Origin of the sequence: Alicyclobacillus acidoterrestris (genome assembly GCF_022674245.1) — a bacterium.
Lineage (GTDB): Bacteria > Bacillota > Bacilli > Alicyclobacillales > Alicyclobacillaceae > Alicyclobacillus > Alicyclobacillus acidoterrestris.
The window spans coordinates 912,918-930,173 of the sequence record NZ_CP080467.1 but is presented as its reverse complement, the minus strand read 5'-3'; the positions used below and the strand labels follow the sequence as shown (position 1 = coordinate 930,173).

Sequence of the window (17,256 nt, the reverse complement as noted above, 5' to 3'; positions counted from 1 at the left end):
GGAGAGAAACAATATGTACAATGTCTGTGTGATTGGGGCTGGTCCCTGTGGCTTAGCCGTTTCAGCCGAGCTGCAGAAACATCATATTCATCACATTGTCCTCGATAAATCCTGTATTGCATCCACGATTTATCGGTTCCCGACGCAAATGGTCTTTAACTCCACGCCAGAAAAACTAGAAATCGGTGGGGTTCCTTTCTACACGTACGGTGCGAAGCCAACGCGACACGAGGCACTCACCTATTACCGAACAGTCGTGGACAGACTGCAATTGCCTGTGCTCCAGTACGAAACCGTCTACGACGTGCACTACGACGAACCGTCCAAGGCATATCGGATACGCACGCGGACACGAACCGGCCTCGACCACGAGTACTTTGCGAAAGCCATTGTCATCGCAACCGGCTACTTTGACAATCCAAACTGGCTCGGCGTCGAGGGAGAAGACCTGCCGCACGTCAGTCATTATTATACAGATGCCCATCCGTACTACGGCCAAAGTGTTGTGGTCGTTGGAGGGACCAACTCCGCCGCCGAGGCTGTCATCGACCTGTATCGCATCGGCGCGAAGGTGCGACTGATCCATCGTGGCTCTGAGCTGTCCTCCAAAATCAAACCGTGGGTACAGCCGGAAATTCAGAGCCTAATCAAGAACAACCGGATAGAGTACTATTTCAACTCCAAGATCACGCGCATCCATCCAGATGCCGTCGATGTGGAGACCCCAAACGGCCAGCTGCAGTTCCAGGTCAATCACGTCCTGGCACTGACCGGTTACCACCCGGACATGTCTTTCCTGCAACAATTAGGGATTCACGTCGATGCAAAGACGGGCATTCCAGCGTACAACGAAGAGACGTATGAGACGAACGTCTCAGGCATTTATCTTGCCGGCGTCATTGTTTCCGGATATGATGCCAATCGCATTTTTATCGAAACGGGGCGCTTTCATGGACAACCGATAGTGAATGACATCATCAAACGGTCCATGTGACTTGCGAAACAGCAAAGAACGGCCGGTCCGGTTAGCCGGTCGTTCTTCACAGAAAAACGTAGTCGATAAGTCTATACCGATTACAGGGTAGCGTCCTTGAGATACCCTCTCAGTATTTCAATATGTTGTGGTAGCGCAATGGCTGCAGCAGCAATTTCAGGGTGCCACTTCTTCTCCCATTCGACAGTGACATACCGGTTATAACCTGTCTGTTGCAATTTACGGACGATATCCGCCACCGGGACATCCCCTTCGCCAAAAACGACCAGTTGCCAATCGTCGCCGTTGCGAGCCGCATCCTTCAAGTGCACATGTCGCAGTCTATCCGCCAAATTCGCGTACGTCTCCTCTACCGTCTCATGCATGCGAACAGGGTGATGTGTATCCCAAATCGCCCCGACGTACTCGCTCTCGACACGCTGTAGCACGTCACGAACGAGCGCCGACGAAGAGAACTCGTCGTGCGTTTCAAGCAAGACTTCCACACCCAACTCCTCTGCCCGTGGCGCGACCTGGCAAAGCGACTCGGCTACCCGTTCGACACAGCGCGCAACATATTCAGGGTCTTGCAGGTTTGGCGAACCTGCCACACCGCCGAACGTTCGCACCATCGGCACTTCCATCTTTGCGGCCAATTCTACATAGGCAATCAGTTCCTGTACATTCTGCTGGCGCGCTGTTCTATCCTCCATCGCAAACCGCGTCGATGCCCCAAGACAAACGATATCCAGTCCATGATTTTTCGCGAGCCGCGTAATTTTTTGTCTGTCCTCCGCACCTAAGTCAAAAGGAAGCACCTCGCCATCGTACAGGCGCAACTCCACTCCGTCGTATCCATAGAGAGCACCACGCCGCATCACTTCCTCCATCGACCACTCCGGACAAGCGAGATTGGAATAGGCTATCCGCATGTATCCAGACCTCTTTTCACGAGATTTGACTGACAATCGACGTGTCAAAACTGCACGACAAGCCTCAGACAAGCGGCAAAGTCACCGTTTTCCCGGTCTTCGCAGACTGGTAAATGGCGAGGATAATCTCCAAGCCTTTGCGTCCTTCTTCCCCATTGACCAACGGTTCTCGGTTCTCACGAATCGCTTCCATCATGTCGCGGAACTGGCGTCGGTGGGCGTCTGAAATCGTTGCGGGATCACTTGCAGCAGCAGCCACTGCCTCATTCGGGTTCGCCTCGGCCGTCGCAAGGTTCACGGTTTCCACGTGATGTTTCATCCGTTGCACGGGTGCCTCCATGAGGTATAAATGCGTTAATCTATCCGCGTCGATCACGGCACTCCCCGTCGTACCAAACAGTTCAATGCGTGCAGACAACCCCGGGTAAGCCGCCGTCGTGCCGACGATGGTTCCGAGTGCCCCGTTCTTAAAGCGGACGACCGCCGTCGCTACGTCTTCCACCTCAATCCGCTCGTGCGCCATCGTGGCTGTGTGCGCATGAACACTTTCGACGGGCCCCATCAAGTACTGTAGGAGGTCTATCGTGTGTATCGATTGGTTCATCAGGACACCCCCGCCGTCCAAAGCCCATGTTCCGCGCCAATCACCACTGTCGTAATAGCCTTGAGACCGATACCAATTGACAGCAGCTTCACCGAGAATGAGCTTGCCGAGGCTTCCTGCGGCGATTTCCTGCTTCACCCGCACGGTGGATGGGTCAAACCGATGTTGCGAAATGACGCACAACTTCACCCCCGCGTCACGGCAGGCTTGAATCATCGCATCCGCCTTGGCGAGCGTGATATCAATCGGCTTTTCCACAATCACGTGCTTGCCAGCCTTGGCGACCTCTATCGCGATATCGGCGTGCATACCGCTAGGCGTACAGACATTGACAATGCCGATATCGGGACGACAAAGCATCTGGTGGAAATCCTCATACCAATCCACCCCATGCACCCCGCCAAGTTCCTCTGCGCGCAAAGGAATTGCGTCGGCAACCGCCACCAGTCGAGCGCCCTCCAGCTGTTCAATCTCCTGTGCGTGCTTATGCCCAATGACCCCACACCCGATGACACCAAATCCCAACGTCTCTGCCATACCCGTTTCGCCTCCTGATAATCTTTGATAGCCTATCGCCAAGTCTGATGAAGCTCGGCAAGCATATCCTTCAACGCATCCGCCGCGACCCGAAACAACTCCGGGCCACTAAATCCAGAAAAGGGTTTCGCTTGCGCCAAATGTGGCTCAATCGACAAAAACCCGTCGTAGCCCTTCGCGAACAAAGCGGACAACACGTCGCGCAATTCGCCATCCCCCTCGCCGGGAGGGACGACGCGTTTACTCTCCAGCAACGCGTCCTTGATGTGAACGTATTCAATCTGGGCCTCTAGCGCAGCAAACGCGTCTGTGTAAGGACGAACCCCACATTGCACAAAATTTGCCGGATCGAATGCCGCTCTGAAGTGAGGCGATGGACACGAGGAGAAAATATCGACACAGCGCTCTGTGATATCACCGTAGATGCCTTTCTCATTTTCATGGAGCAACACGACACCAGCCGTCTGTGCGCGATGAACGAATTCCTGAAGGCGCCACAATACCTCGTTGCGATAATCCTTTGCCGAGTGCCCTTGTGGGATAAAAAACGAAAAAATCCGAATATACTTCGTGCCGAAGTACTGAGCCACATCAATTGCCCGATTCAGTTGATTTAGGTGATGACCAAAATCGTCGGTAATCCGTATTTTTCCGATTGGCGAACCAATCGCTGAAATTTTAAACCCACGCGCGCGGAGCACAGAACGCACTTGCTCCAATTCTTCATCTGTCAGATCGATCACGTTCTTATGCCACACACCGCGAAATTCAAGGTGTCGAATGCCTGTCGATTCTAGAACATCCAGTTGCTCATTCAAATCAGATGAGATTTCATCGGCAAACGCACTTAAAGTGACCAATCCCTCACACCCTTTCGCGTATCAACTTGTCGCTGCAAAACAATCGCCAGCTACATCGACGGTTCGCGTGTCGTAGAAATCCATCACCCTTTCACTGCGCCGTTTGCCAAGCCACCGATAATGTACTTTTGCAAAAACAGGAATATGATCACGATGGGAATACCACTGGTCAAACTAGCCGCCATCAACTGCCCCCAGAGGACATCCCCACCGGCATCACCGCTCGCAATGTAAGCCTGTAGACCGACCGCCACGGTTTGCGTCGCCGGTCCCGTCAAAACACTCGCAAACAACACATCACTCCAAGCAAGTAAAAAGGAGAAGACAAAGGTGACCACCATTCCTGGAAGGACCAGCGGCAAGACGACGTAGCGGAGTACCTGTAACCGCGTGCATCCGTCCATCAGACCGGCTTCCTCCAAATCGACCGGAATGTTGGCCATGTAAGACAATAAGAGCCAACATGCGAAAGGGAGCGCGAATGTCATGTAGGTGATGATAACGGTGTAATACTGCCCCACTAGATGCACCGAAATCGCATTTTGAATGATGACGAAAATGACGAACAGCGGTAATAGCATCATGACCTGTGGGATGGTTTGCATCGTCACCAACGCGTACAAAAACGTCTTTCTCCCCCTGAACTGAAAGCGCGCAATTACATAAGCGGCCCCGAGCGCGATAACCGTCGCGCAAATACCCGTGACGCCCGCGATGAGAATGCTATTTTTAATATCGCTGGCCAAATGTACTGTCTGCCACATCATAGCGTAATTGTTCCAGGCGATGTGCGTTGGGAAAATTGCGCCGCCGCCAACTTCCGTGTCCGGTGTTAGAGAAATCAAAATGACATAAGCCATGGGCAACAAAATCGCCAATCCGAAGATGACAATGCCAAGAATACGAAGTCGATTCCAATGCGCGCGTTGTGCGACGAGACTGGTCATGATGTCGCCTCCCCCAGCCGCAACATGCGAATGTAGAAGAATGCAGGTATCATCATCAAAATTAAGGTAAGAATGGACATCGCCGCGCCGAGTCCGAAATTAAACGTTTGGAACGAGGTGACGTAGACGTTTAGCGGCAATACGTCGGCCTGTGGCGAAGGCGGTGTACCGAACATCATGAATGGCAACGTGAAGTTGTTGAAATGGTTGAGCGTCGACAAGAGCAGCGCCAATGCCAGAATGGGACGCAGCATAGGTAATGTGATGGAGAAAAAACTGCGCACGCGCGACGCGCCGTCAATCGTCGCGGATTCATAGAGATCGCCTGGAATATTTTGAAGTCCAGCGAGCACCATCAGATAGATGAACGGCCAAGACGACCAGACATCCGCGATGGTCATGGCCCAGAAACTATTCGGGCCAATGAGCCAAAAGGTATTCTTGCTCGCGATGTGAAGAAATGCGAGCACCCTGTCGATCAGCCCCCAACCGTTCATAAACAAGAGTCGCCACGTAATCGCATTGACGAACACGGGCATGACATAGGGGAGCAAAAACAGCGCGCGGACCCATCTGCGTCCGCGAAATGGATGGTGGACGAGTAGTGCTGCGATGATACCAATGGGTGTGATGATGAGCGTCGTCAGCACGGAGAACGCGACGCTCACCCACACGCTTTGGAGGGCAGAAGCCCCTAGTGCATTCCCCTGGTGTAATGCACTGAGATAATTTTTCAAGCCGACAAACGGCGCTGCCGTCCAGTTGGCAATTGTATATTGGTCCAACTTTGTAAAACTCGTGTAGATACTGACCAAAAACGGCGCTATCACCACAATCACCAACAACACCACGGCCGGGATGAGCATCCAAAGCGGCACTCGATTGCGCTTGTGTGCCGTGCGACGCCGTCCATGGACGGACTGTATGACTTGCAAATCAATCGTTTCATCTGGCACGGCTTCGGAACGATTCACGATTCTCCCTCCTCACTGAGCAGGAAACCAGTCGGTGAACAGGCATCCGGGATGCGCAGTTGTCGTCTTCCCCTCAGTTCTGCAGTGAAGCCTGAACCTGCGTGTTGGCCACCTTCAGCAGCTGTGCGATATCGCCTTCTTGAAAACTGTTTGTGGCAATTTCATCCGCAATTTTATTCGTAACCCCTGCGTAGACCACCTCGAGATTGCCCCACGCACCTGTGAACGGCGTCGGCGAGGCATTCTTCTCGGCATCGACACATGACTGAATGAGCGGCGTCTGTAACTCTTTGTATTGTCCGTACACACTCTGATTGACCGGCAAATAGCCGTAGACATCATAGAATTCCTTTTGCTGTTTCGGATCCGTCACGAATTTAATCCATTTCAGCGCCGCGTCATATTTTGCGCCCGTCACATAGTTCGGAATGGCTAAATCTTGGCCGGAGACAATGGTCTGCGCTGGAACGCCGCCCGTTGGTCGAGCGGACATGCCGTATGGGACGGTCGGCAGTGGGGCGAACGCGTAATCCGATTTGACGGCAGATTGGTTCAACGATGGAATCAAGGTAGGCCCCTGCATCACGAGCATCGCGACGTGACCATTCTCAAATGCCTTAATAGCGTCAGTGGATTTGTACGTGACGTCATTGGGTGACGCGATATGGTATTTCGTGATCCAATCAAACCAAAACGTGAGCGCATTGACTGACGGCTGCGAATCGAGCGTCGCGGTCTTTAAGTCGTGGCTGAGGAAATCGCCACCGTCCTGCCTGGTGTACCCCCAATTGATTTTCCATGGGTCATACGAGTCAGCGGGATCGATCTCCGTTCCCCACTGATCTTTTCCTGCATCCGTCAGCTTCTTCGCATCGTTGACAAACTCAGTCCAGGTGGTCGGAGGTGATGAGATTCCCGCCTCCTTGAACAGTTTTTTGTTGTAGACGAGTGCAAATGGCAACATATACTCAGGGATTGCTACGTCCTTATCGGCACTTGGTCCGGACATGGTCAACTGCGGCGCAAAAAACTTGCTTTTACCACCTACTGCATTCCAATCCGCATCGGTTAGAACGTGGAACGCATTGGTCGAAAACACCGTTGGAACGAGCGTGGTTCCGACTTCAAACACATCCGGCCCTTGGTGCGTCGTCACGGCAGTCTGTAAAGACGTATTTTCTTCGGAGGAAGAGGCGTACGTCGACCACTTCACCTTGATGCCCGGATTTTGTTTCTCAAACTCTGGAATCAACGTTTTATTAAACAAATCCTTTTGGGCCTGTGCGTCCAACGTATCCGCCCCAACGTAAACACTGATGGTGACATCTCCACTTGTGCCTCCTGTGGAATTCCCCGCCCCAGATGTCCCGTCCCCACAAGCGGTAATACCGGCCACTGTCAGAACGGCCAGACCTGCCATACCCGTGACAGATGCACGCTTCCTGAACGCTCGATTCATACGCATCGTCCTGCCCCCTATGCTCGATTCTTCTCAGTCGACATGGCAGCCTCTACGGTAAGCATTTGGCGACACCCCAACCTGTTGGCGAAACATTCGACTGAACTGTGCCGCAGTACCTACGCCTACCTCCTCCGCGATGACAACCACTGGTTTGTTCGTGTGTAGCAAGAGCCGCTTCCCTTCATCGACGCGCAATTTCGTGACATATTGGTTTATCGTCAATCCGGTGACTTGCTTGAAACAGTGGCACAAATAGTGCTTATTTAAATGCACTTGCTCCGCCACGTCCTCCAGGGAAATACGATTCCGAAATTTCTGATTTAAAATGTGAAGCGTTCGTTCGATATTGGCCTCGCGTTGCCCGTTGCCACGTATGATTCGATTCCTCACTAAATCCGCTTCATGCTTGCGGATAATTCGTAAAACAAGGACCGTCAATAACGCATGCATCATATCCTGATAGCCAACTTCTCGGCGGCGGGCCTCCTGGGCAATACTGAAAAACAGGTGTTCGATTTGCCCACGTTCTTCCTCTGTCCAATGGATTATCTGTCCCCCAGACGCCCCAAATAACTGTGCGAGTTTCTTCTGTACCAATGCATCGAGTGAACCGCAAGCATCCTCCCGGAAATTGAGGATACTGCGCAAGTACGGGACGCGTTCCGACGGTTTTACGAGATGCACAATCTCCCCCCGAAACAACAACATGTCTCCCGGTTTGAGCGCGTATACTTTGTCGCCGATAATATAAGTCGCCTCACCGTGTTGAAAATAATAAATCTCATACCCACAATGCGTGTGCGGCTGCGCGATGTTCGGTGCCTTTGCTGTTTTACGATACTGCACGTATACAGTGTCCTCAGTCAGGATGCGATTCGTCAGGTAGTCTGTTTGGGACATCTTTCCTACCTCCAAGTCGGAATCCTCGCGCCAAAGTATCTCACACACCAATGGAGGGAAGCGGTAGACAGTCACCTCCAGCTTTCAAACATCTGAATAAACGATGAAGCAAACAAATGTAAGCGTTATCATTTTGCTGTTTATGTTATTCGGCCTGCCCGCGATTGTGTTGATAAATATTGCGCTATTTTGTCAGCGTATTGATGCAAATTGCTTGGAAAGAAAAGGGTGAGCAAAACCGGAGTCCATATTCTCGCGTGCGTAACCTGCGAAAAGGCCTCAAACGCTGTGTGCAACGCAAGGGGGTATACCATCTCACTTATGAAATTGCAGTAAAATAGAATTTGCTAGGAAGGTCTAGTAAAGGAGAGAGGCATATGCGAATCGTGTGCGCCGGAGATAGTTTAACCCGAGGCGTATCATTTGAAAGAGGTCGCCTGAGAATTCTGCGAGACAATTACCCAAAACTGTTGCAAGAAGCGTTTGATGAAAGAAGCGATTCTGTCGAAATTGTCAATCGCGGCGTGTTTAACGACAACTCCGATTTGCTGCTCGAGCGACTGGACAAGGATGTGTTGTCCCTTCATCCAGATGCCGTTCTCATTGAAATCGGCGGCAACGATTGCAACTTTCGCTGGGATGAGGTCGCAAAGCGGCCGGACGCAGACCATGAACCGTATGTCCCGTTGCCGCGATACATCGACAATATCACGGCACTCGTAGAGAAAATTCGATCCGCTGGCGCCACCCCTGTGGTGATGACGCTGGTTCCCCTGCACCCTGTACGTTATTACAAGCATCTCGCGGCGACGTTTGGCACAGAAATCGCACAGTGGATCGCGCTGTGTGGCGGTATTGAGTACTGGCACCGCGGCTACGATGACGCGCTGCGCAAGCGACTCTCTCAGTTAGGGGTAAATCCGATTGATGTCCGTAAACCATTCGAACAACTCGCATCAGGCGATGATTTCATTAGTTTGGATGGCATTCATCTCACCGCAGACGGTTATCGTTGGCTCACTCAGGTCGTACTGGACGGGCTATCCGCGCGCTTTGAGCAGGTTACGCTTGCCGCACGCACGTAACCGTTGTTCCAATTTCGGCCATTGGTTAGATTTGAACCGTCAATCTCTCAAATAAATCCAACCAATGGCCAATTTTCTTCCGTTTTCTCCTATCTCCCTTTCGACATTTCCCGCGCAATTTTACATTTTTCACCCTAGAGCGATGTCGCCTCGTCGGACATGATCTGATCTATTCAACGTGATACCGACGCTCATCTCCTCAACAGCCCAGCGTATCGTCGTTAGGCCGGTCCCGTTGCCGCACGATCCGTCTCTACGCGCACGTTGGCAGACACCGCCTGATTGCACGCAGACATAAATGCTTGCGCCACCGCTAAAATAATGTCCTCGTCAATTCCGACACCGCGATAATCGACACCATCATACGAAATGGTCACAGCTGCCTCTCCATTCGCACGCTCCCCTGATGATAGGGAGTGCAGTTCCATATCCGTGAACGCGATCGGTAGTTCTATCGCCTGTTTCATACATTGGATGACCGCCTCGACGGGCCCCTCCCCCGTGCCGGAGTATGTCGCTATCCTGTTTTCCAAATTGTTTCGGATAGTAGCGGAAGCTACGCGCGCTCGTTCACTGCTCGTGATGACTTGTAAGTCAATCAAGGTGTACGGCGAGATAAAACCATCCACCGTGTCATCAAGCAGATGTAATAATGCCTCGTCAGAAACGTGTTTGCTTGCATCGGCAAGCGCCTTAAATTCGCTATACACGTCATCCAACTGCGCCTCTGCCAAATCTGCACCATATTGGCGGATACGATGTTTCAACGCGTGTCGACCAGAGTGTTTTCCGAGCACAATCATACTGCGAGGAATGCCCATATTCGCCGGATCCATAATCTCGTAGGTATTTCGATTCTTGAGTAACCCGTCCTGATGGATTCCTGATTCGTGCTGAAAGGCATTTCGCCCAACAATCGGTTTATTGTGCGCCAAGGGAAAATTCATCATCCTGCTCACAAGGCGTGAAGTTTCATAAATGTGCTCCTTGTGAACCCCCGTCTGCACGCCCAATGCACCCTCACGCGTCGCAATCGCCATCACGATTTCTTCCAGTGAACAGTTACCTGTGCGTTCCCCGATACCGTTGATGGTCACTTCAACCTGCGTGGCCCCATGCTGGATAGCCGCGAGGCTGTTCGCCACCGCCAGCCCTAAGTCATTGTGACAATGCGCGCTATACGCCACCTTATCACCGCCGCGAACAAACCTTCGAACTTTCTCAAACATCGCGCCATATTCCTCTGGCAACGCATAACCCACCGTATCCGGAAGGTTGATAATGGTGGCGCCTTCGGCAATGACTGCCTCCACCATTTCGAATAAGAACTCGTCGCCAGTGCGCGTCGCGTCCATCGGTGAAAACTCAATCTTGTCGACAAACTGCTTCGCGTACGCGACCATCTCGCGCGCCATGCTCAACACTTCTTGCTGCGTCTTGCGCAATTGAAAGTCGAGGTGAATCTGCGACGAAGATACGAACAAATGCAACCGACGCCGCGGCGCGTCGGCTGTAGCGCGAATCGCACTGTCGACGTCTTCCTTCATCGCACGCGCAAATCCGGAAATCTCCGCTTCTGAAACCATCCGTGAAATTTGCTGAACTGCCGCGAACTCTCCTGGACTGGAGATGGGAAAGCCAGGTTCAATGACGTCCACCCCTAATCGCTCGAGCTGTTTGGCAATTCGGATTTTCTCGTGTGGATACAGCGACGCACCCGGTGCTTGTTCCCCATCACGCAACGTGGTATCAAAGATTGTGATTCGCTTTCCTGTCATTTGTCATCTCTCCTCCAAGTTTTGGTCTCGCGAGTAAATGCGTGATGCTTAGGAAACTGCTGCGGAACGCAAAATAGACCTGCCATCTCGCTAGAGACGACAGGCCATGGCCTTCCGCGGTACCACTCTGCTTAGCTTCGCGCACTTTACTACGCAAAACTCACTCACGTTGCCGCACTGGGCAACACCCGATAACGGAGGTCAACCGTCCAGACGTACTGCGGTGAAATCCTCTACTCGGTTCCGTCTCGAAGCTCACAGGTGAGTTCAGGGGCTCTCCTGACTGCGTCGCACCCAACCGCAGCTCTCTGCACAGAATGAACCCTTACTACTCCTGATCACGGCAATTTCTCAATTTACTTGTCGTTACCTAATCGCCAGTCGACTTGAGCCGCAGAGAGACCGATCCGCAAATGCTGTGCGTCATTTCGACGACGCAAAAAAGACCTGCCCTCTGTAAGAGACGACAGGTCTTGATAACCCTCCGCGGTACCACTCTCATTGATTCGGCTGTCATTTACGCCAAACCCACTCACGTTTCAGCCAACGGCTGAAAACCACCTGATAACGTAGGTGAATCGTCGAGGCGTACGACATTTCCGCCTCACCACTCATGAGCGAGTTCTGGACGATTGCTTGACTGCGTTGCACCAAACCGCAGCTCTCTAGACAAGCCAGCCGACCATACTACTCTCAATCCTCGCGTTTTCATCATGTTGTTAACTGAAATATTAGACGACTGTTTCAGCCATGTCAACCGCTTCTTCATTCCGAAACCGCCGTGATATTGGCCGACAAAAGTACTTTTGCAAATGACAAACCATGCATAAGATGATGATGTAATCGCTTCCAAACCTGGATAGTCTAACGCATTGGAGTGTGATGAACATGTCCACCACACCGGAGGTACCCGTGAGGTCTACGCAAAAATCACACCAGACCCGGGCACTCATCTCGATCGCGCTCGCATGGGCGTTCGACGCTATGGATTTTTCTATCCTCACGTTCGTCCTCACAGACATTATGAAAGATTACGGCGTGCCGCTCACGCTTGCTGCAGGTCTTTCTTCAGCAACGACATTTGCGCGCCTCGGCGGTGGCTTCCTAGGCGGTCTGCTCGGTGACTACTGGGGCCGCAAAGCGAGTCTTGTAGCATCTATCCTGTGGTTCACTGTATTTGAATGCCTCACCGGCTTTTCGATTGGCTTTACGCTCTTGTTCCTCGTACGGATTTTGTACGGCATTGGGATGGGGGCGATGTATGCAAGTGGCACGCCGATGTTGATGGAAATGATGCCGGCAAAATGGCGGGGACTCGCATCAGGACTCATGCAGTCAGGGTTTTCATTCGGTTATATCTTTGCCGCGCTCATTTACAGAGCTTGGTATGGAGATCTCGGCTGGCACGCGATGTTTTATATCGCCTGCATACCGGCGTTCATCGTAGCGCTGTATATCTGGGCACGAGTCCCTGAGTCAGCACGCTGGAAACAGGAGCGGGCGACAGCCACGCGCAAATCGATTCCCATACGCGATTTATTTAAGGATGGGAACACGTGGAATACCATTCATGCCGCACTGATCTCCCTCATTGCATTCGGTGTGACCTACCCTATCAACACGTTCTACGCGACTTTGCTCAAGACAAATGGACATTTCAGCGTAGCGGTCGTAGCAGATACGATTATTATTTTGAACATCGCCGGGATTATCGGCAATATTCTGGGTGGCTACTTGTCCGATTTCATTGGTCGAAAGCTGATGTTGGTTCTTTCCGCTATCGGCACACTCGCCTGCTCATTTGTCTTCCAGTCCATCTCCACAAATTGGGAGCGAGATGTATTTACATTTCTCATTGGTCTCTTTTCCATCGGCGGTGTGTGGGCAGCGATTCCAACCTATATCGCCGAACACTTCAAAACGGGCGTGCGCTCCACCGGTCAAGGCACCACTTACCATTTTGGGGCTGCGGTCGGCGGCGCAATTGTGCCCCTCATCGTCTCTAGCATCGCACCTTCTGTAGGCGGTTTGGCACACGCGATGACGTATTCGGTCGCCATTACATCCGTGCTCGTCATCGTCCTCGCCCTACTCTGGCGTGAATCAAAAGGTGCGCCGCTGGCGTAGCACGAGTCCAGTCGCGACAAGGGTATCAACATCCCCTTGTTGCTGTAACGAACATAGAATAAGAGGGGCTGTGCACGTGTGGCCAGCCCCTCTTCTCCACAAACGACCGATACGACTAAGCTTCATAAGAACGTCATGGTGAAAATGTATTCCAAAAAACATGACAACAGAAACCTTGTCAGGAATGCACTTTAACCTTTCCAGACGCTCTGTCCTGACCGCTATTGCCAGACACCTCTGCATTGCTCGCCGCATTCAACGTCTTGTTCGTCGTCTCAGGCGCGAGCGCAATACAGACAATCAACCCGCCAAAAGTGACTGCCGCGCCGACAAGCATCGTCGGTCCGATACCGAAGTTCTGTAATCCCCACGGGAACAAGTACGTACCAAAAACTGCGCCAAAGCGACTGATACAAGTGGTAATTCCAACCGCCGTTCCGCGCACTTCCGTTGGAAACAACTCATTTGGTGCCAACCACTCCATCACGTTTGGGCCACCGGAAAACAGCGCATAGACGATAAACCCAAGCAAAATGATACCGAGTGGGCCATTCGGAAATATCCCCAACAGGAGAATGCCTACCGTCATCCCTGCGAACGACAGAATAATCATCGGCCGACGGCCAAGTTTGTTCACCAAGAACAGCGCGGGAATGCATCCGACGAGGAACAGTACACTAATAATGGCTGATCCATAACCAGCGGATCCCTGGAACAAGTGATACGACGTCAACATCTCTGGTCCAAAGGTCAACATCGCAAACAACGGGGCCACAGCCGCCATATAAAACAGGCCTACATACAATGTGCGTTTTAAGTATCCGCGGGAAAATAGCTTGAGATAGCTGGTTTTACTTTCCGCGGTATCTGGCACGACGATATCATCGAGTGACGCGCTCGGCCCGTACACCTGTTTGAGCACTTTTTCTGCTTCTGCGACCCGACCCTTCTGCAACAGCCAACGCGGCGACTCGGGCGTCCCCATGCGCAAGAGCACGAGAATAATCGCAGGAACCGCACTGCTGGCCAGCATCCACCGCCATGCTTCAGGACCGATGTGCAACATGAGCTGACCGACGACGTACGCGACAGTCGAGCCCACGTAGTACGCAATCAGCGTCACGCCCAACATCGCACCGCGGTGTTTCCTTGGCGAAAACTCTGCCAACAAGGATGTGGCAATCGGGTAGTCAGCGCCGATGGAAATACCCAAGATCAACCGAATCGCAAATAACTCCCAACCCGTCTGTATAAAAAACTGGAGAAGGGAAGCAACAATCAAGAGGATGAAATCGATGGTATACATCAATTGTCGACCGACGCGGTCTGTGACGTAACCTAAAAAACCACCGATAAAAATACCAATCAGCGCAGATACGCCCACTAAGCCACTCCACGTGGCATCCAAATGCAATTGCGGCGTAATTTGCGTTAATGCGATAGCGATAATACTAAGAATATAGCCGTCGAGAAATGGACCACCGGACGAATACACAGTGAGTTTCATGTGAAAGGCGCTAAACGCTGCGTCTTCCACCACATTTTTCTTTTTTCTCTGCATTTTGGCTCCTTTCATGGTTGAATACGCAACACGGACGGTGGCCATGATTTGGTGTTAACATCCACCAATACACAGCCCTTATTCAGTTGTGTTTTGCCAGGAATACAGCAGGTTGCTTAGATTCCCAGGCTGTGGTGAAACGTGGTGAATGGAAGAACGCATTGAGGGTTTAGGCAAGGGGGTTTAAACATTTGAAGCATCTCCTTTCAGAACGCTTACGAGGTTAGCTGTCGGGTTAGGGCTGAAAGGCGCCCCACGAAAAAATCGTTTCACCCCAGAAATGGTTCCCCCGCTTCCAGAAGGAATTCAGCGTATTGGGTTCCTCGTTATGTTACCTCAACCTCAAGGAGAATACAAATCTTGGACGAGCCCAAAGGGCGCCCAATTTCCATCGGGCCGCCCAAAACGGCGTTTTATCGGGCATCGCTGCACGATGCCGCATGAAAAACGCTTGGCCTGCGCACTCGGTAAACTATACTATACTTTTGTGTTATTATATTTTCATAAAGAAAAAATTGCTAGAGGTGGTGGATGAATTGTGGATAGTCAGAGCATAACCCTGGAACATCGTCCTGCCAGGGCAAGTAACGTCATTTTAATTGTCGGCATCGTTCTTATCGCGGCCAATCTCCGCGCGGCCATTACGGGCGTCGGGCCATTGGTGGACGAGATTTGTCGCGACACGGGGCTGTCCAGCACACTGGCCGGCATGTTGACCACCTTGCCACTCCTTGCGTTTGCCATTATTTCGCCATTGGCGCCCGTGATTGCACGAAAAATTGGCATGGAATACAGCTTGGGGGCAAGCCTTCTGCTACTCACTTTCGGCATTATCGTACGCCATTTTTCTCCGAACGCGCTGCTGTTTGTCGGCATGCTGCTCGCAGGTGCGGGCATTGCGATGGGGAATGTCCTTTTACCGGGTTTAATTAAACGCGATTTTCCGACTGGAGTCGGCCTGATGACGGGTGTCTACTCCGTCTCCATGAACGTCTGGGCTGCGATTGCATCCGGGATTAGTGTGCCCGTCGCTCATATTCCAGGCGTTGGCTGGCGCGGTTCGATGCTTAGTTGGGCCGTGCTTTCCATCCTCACCTTGATCATCTGGCTGCCGCAACTGCGTAAACGCCACATCCCGCAGATCCGGCACAGCCAACTCAATCTCTGGAAATCCGGTCTGGCATGGCAGGTCACGTTTTTTATGGGGTTGCAATCGTTTGTATTCTATGTGAATGTCGCTTGGCTTCCCGATATTTTGCAAAGCAGAGGCATGAGTGCCACAGCCGCAGGGTGGATGCTGTCGCTCATGCAGTTTGTCAGCCTCCCTGCATCATTTCTCGTGCCTGTGATGGCCGGGAAGCGATCAAGTCAGCGAGGTTTGGTCATCGCTACTGTCGCGCTCTTCCTCGTCGGCTATGCAGGCCTGCTCAGTGGCCTCAACTCGCTGAACTGGCTATGGATCATCCTGATTGGTGTCGCCGGTGGGTCAAGCATCAGTCTCGCTTTGGCATTTTTCGGATTGCGCTCGCAAACGGCGGACGAAGCCGCCAAATTGTCCGGCATGGCACAATCCATCGGTTACCTTTTAGCGGCTGCCGGGCCAATTCTCATTGGCTTCCTGCACGATGCCATCGGATCCTGGACGGTGCCGTTAATCATCCTGGTCGTGGCCATTGTCCTCTTTTTCATCTGTGGGTTAGGCGCTGGCCGCAATGCGTATGTAGGCGGCAACCATCGACGCTGATGGCAAGCGAAGCACCTCCACTGAGGTGCTTCGCCATGCATTCTTCCCATTCGCGGGATTTCTGAAGCCCTTTCTGATTCCTTGCAGCGGGGTCATCCCGCCCGTGTCCTCATACCGGGCGGGATTGAAACGGTTGCCTCCACCATCATGACGTCGGCGTGTTTTCCCGCTTCGTCACGAACTGCTCGCCACGGATAATTCGATCCTGTGGATATACTCGACGCACAATCACCACAATCGCACTAGCGATGAGTGCCTTGATAAAATCGCCTGGCAAAAATGGAATGGCGCCCGCCATCAATGCCTTGCCCCAAGGGCGGATGGCCGGTGCTACATGACGCAGCCAGAGCACACCAGGAATGTAGCTCAATGCATCGCCAAAAATAAATAGTACGATGAAAATCAACCAGAACTCACTGCGCGTGCGCATCTTGATTTTGCCCACGAAAAAGCCGGTGAGCCATGCCAGGATTGGCCACGACCAGATGTATCCCGCCGTAGCGCCAAGCAAGGTACCAATGCCAGCGTGCCCGCCGATGAGCGGGAGCCCCAATACGTCCAATCCAATGACGATTAGATATGTAAGACCACCGTACCAGGGCCCTAATAGCGCCCCCGTGAGCATGATGACCAAATTCTCAATCGTCACGGGAACTGGGCCAATGGGAATCGACACAAGGCTGAGTACAGCAAACAAGGCAGCAAACAAAGCAGAAAAAACGAGTCCGCGATAACGCACACAATCTCTCCTTTACGATCTTCATTCGTTAAC

Annotated in this window: 14 protein-coding genes, 1 riboswitch and 2 other annotated features; of the genes, 4 read left to right on the top strand and 10 right to left on the bottom strand. The window is 52.2% G+C overall.

Annotated features, from left to right (window positions below; genetic code table 11):
- The first annotated feature begins 13 nt into the window (after window positions 1-13).
- Window positions 14-994, top strand: coding sequence for a YpdA family putative bacillithiol disulfide reductase (locus K1I37_RS04300; RefSeq protein ID WP_021298412.1), 981 nt, complete (start codon window positions 14-16; stop codon window positions 992-994).
- A gap of 80 nt (window positions 995-1,074) precedes the next feature.
- Here the strand turns inward: K1I37_RS04300 and K1I37_RS04295 are convergent, their stop codons facing one another.
- The 7 genes from K1I37_RS04295 to K1I37_RS04265 all read right to left on the bottom strand — a co-directional run bounded on the left by K1I37_RS04295 (window position 1,075) and on the right by K1I37_RS04265 (window position 8,189).
- Entirely contained in the window at window positions 1,075-1,905 is an 831-nt protein-coding gene (locus tag K1I37_RS04295; protein WP_021298413.1) for a sugar phosphate isomerase/epimerase family protein, read from the bottom strand.
- A 64-nt stretch (window positions 1,906-1,969) separates the two neighbouring features.
- Window positions 1,970-3,046 (bottom strand): Gfo/Idh/MocA family protein, encoded by a 1,077-nt coding sequence (locus tag K1I37_RS04290; RefSeq protein WP_021298414.1) that lies wholly within the window; start codon window positions 3,044-3,046, stop codon window positions 1,970-1,972.
- Window positions 3,047-3,078: 32 nt separating this feature from the next.
- Entirely contained in the window at window positions 3,079-3,906 is an 828-nt protein-coding gene (locus tag K1I37_RS04285; protein ID WP_021298415.1) for a sugar phosphate isomerase/epimerase family protein, read from the bottom strand.
- Window positions 3,907-3,989: 83 nt separating this feature from the next.
- Window positions 3,990-4,853 carry a carbohydrate ABC transporter permease gene (locus tag K1I37_RS04280; protein WP_021298416.1) on the bottom strand — a complete coding sequence of 288 codons (864 nt, stop codon included), beginning with the start codon at window positions 4,851-4,853 and terminating at the stop codon, window positions 3,990-3,992.
- Complete coding sequence (locus K1I37_RS04275; protein ID WP_021298417.1) at window positions 4,850-5,827, bottom strand: carbohydrate ABC transporter permease; 978 nt, start codon at window positions 5,825-5,827, stop codon at window positions 4,850-4,852. Before K1I37_RS04275 ends, K1I37_RS04280 begins: the two co-directional genes overlap by 4 nt.
- A 73-nt stretch (window positions 5,828-5,900) precedes the next feature.
- Window positions 5,901-7,292, bottom strand: coding sequence for an extracellular solute-binding protein (locus K1I37_RS04270; protein WP_021298418.1), 1,392 nt, complete (start codon window positions 7,290-7,292; stop codon window positions 5,901-5,903).
- 27 nt (window positions 7,293-7,319) lie between these two features.
- Window positions 7,320-8,189, bottom strand: coding sequence for a helix-turn-helix domain-containing protein (locus tag K1I37_RS04265; protein ID WP_021298419.1), 870 nt, complete (start codon window positions 8,187-8,189; stop codon window positions 7,320-7,322).
- A 377-nt stretch (window positions 8,190-8,566) separates the two neighbouring features.
- On the opposite strand from K1I37_RS04265, the gene K1I37_RS04260 reads away from it, so the two are divergent.
- Entirely contained in the window at window positions 8,567-9,274 is a 708-nt protein-coding gene (locus tag K1I37_RS04260; RefSeq protein WP_021298420.1) for an SGNH/GDSL hydrolase family protein, read from the top strand.
- A 221-nt stretch (window positions 9,275-9,495) separates the two neighbouring features.
- Here K1I37_RS04260 and K1I37_RS04255 read toward each other — a convergent pair whose 3' ends face one another.
- Window positions 9,496-11,052, bottom strand: a complete 1,557-nt coding sequence (locus K1I37_RS04255; protein ID WP_021298421.1) for a 2-isopropylmalate synthase — start codon at window positions 11,050-11,052, stop codon at window positions 9,496-9,498.
- Window positions 11,053-11,141: 89 nt separating this feature from the next.
- Window positions 11,142-11,403: a binding site (T-box leader), on the bottom strand.
- 105 nt (window positions 11,404-11,508) lie between these two features.
- Window positions 11,509-11,762 (bottom strand) — a binding site (T-box leader).
- 178 nt (window positions 11,763-11,940) lie between these two features.
- On the opposite strand from K1I37_RS04255, the gene K1I37_RS04250 reads away from it, so the two are divergent.
- Window positions 11,941-13,179 (top strand): MFS transporter, encoded by a 1,239-nt coding sequence (locus K1I37_RS04250; RefSeq protein ID WP_021298422.1) that lies wholly within the window; start codon window positions 11,941-11,943, stop codon window positions 13,177-13,179.
- Between the two features lie 178 nt (window positions 13,180-13,357).
- On the opposite strand, the gene K1I37_RS04245 is transcribed toward K1I37_RS04250, so the two are convergent.
- Complete coding sequence (locus K1I37_RS04245) at window positions 13,358-14,740, bottom strand: MFS transporter (protein WP_031219264.1); 1,383 nt, start codon at window positions 14,738-14,740, stop codon at window positions 13,358-13,360.
- A gap of 198 nt (window positions 14,741-14,938) precedes the next feature.
- Window positions 14,939-15,062, bottom strand: a riboswitch (cyclic di-AMP (ydaO/yuaA leader).
- Between the two features lie 216 nt (window positions 15,063-15,278).
- Between K1I37_RS04245 and K1I37_RS04240 the strand changes: the two genes are divergently transcribed.
- Complete coding sequence (locus tag K1I37_RS04240) at window positions 15,279-16,484, top strand: CynX/NimT family MFS transporter (RefSeq protein WP_021298424.1); 1,206 nt, start codon at window positions 15,279-15,281, stop codon at window positions 16,482-16,484.
- Window positions 16,485-16,629: 145 nt separating this feature from the next.
- Here the strand turns inward: K1I37_RS04240 and K1I37_RS04235 are convergent, their stop codons facing one another.
- Window positions 16,630-17,223 carry a biotin transporter BioY gene (locus tag K1I37_RS04235; protein ID WP_021298425.1) on the bottom strand — a complete coding sequence of 198 codons (594 nt, stop codon included), beginning with the start codon at window positions 17,221-17,223 and terminating at the stop codon, window positions 16,630-16,632.
- Between the last annotated feature and the right edge of the window lie 33 nt (window positions 17,224-17,256).

Excerpts from the sequence above, each read along its gene's own strand:
- K1I37_RS04280 (WP_021298416.1), bottom strand. The coding sequence starts at position 4,853 with ATGACCAGTCTCGTCGCACAACGCGCGCATTGGAATCGACTTCGTATT.
- K1I37_RS04260 (WP_021298420.1), top strand. The coding sequence starts at position 8,567 with ATGCGAATCGTGTGCGCCGGAGATAGTTTAACCCGAGGCGTATCATTT.
- K1I37_RS04250 (WP_021298422.1), top strand. The coding sequence starts at position 11,941 with ATGTCCACCACACCGGAGGTACCCGTGAGGTCTACGCAAAAATCACAC.
- K1I37_RS04265 (WP_021298419.1), bottom strand. The coding sequence starts at position 8,189 with ATGTCCCAAACAGACTACCTGACGAATCGCATCCTGACTGAGGACACT.
- K1I37_RS04245 (WP_031219264.1), bottom strand. The coding sequence starts at position 14,740 with ATGCAGAGAAAAAAGAAAAATGTGGTGGAAGACGCAGCGTTTAGCGCC.
- K1I37_RS04290 (WP_021298414.1), bottom strand. The coding sequence starts at position 3,046 with ATGGCAGAGACGTTGGGATTTGGTGTCATCGGGTGTGGGGTCATTGGG.
- K1I37_RS04255 (WP_021298421.1), bottom strand. The coding sequence starts at position 11,052 with ATGACAGGAAAGCGAATCACAATCTTTGATACCACGTTGCGTGATGGG.
- K1I37_RS04270 (WP_021298418.1), bottom strand. The coding sequence starts at position 7,292 with ATGCGTATGAATCGAGCGTTCAGGAAGCGTGCATCTGTCACGGGTATG.
- K1I37_RS04300 (WP_021298412.1), top strand. The coding sequence starts at position 14 with ATGTACAATGTCTGTGTGATTGGGGCTGGTCCCTGTGGCTTAGCCGTT.
- K1I37_RS04295 (WP_021298413.1), bottom strand. The coding sequence starts at position 1,905 with ATGCGGATAGCCTATTCCAATCTCGCTTGTCCGGAGTGGTCGATGGAG.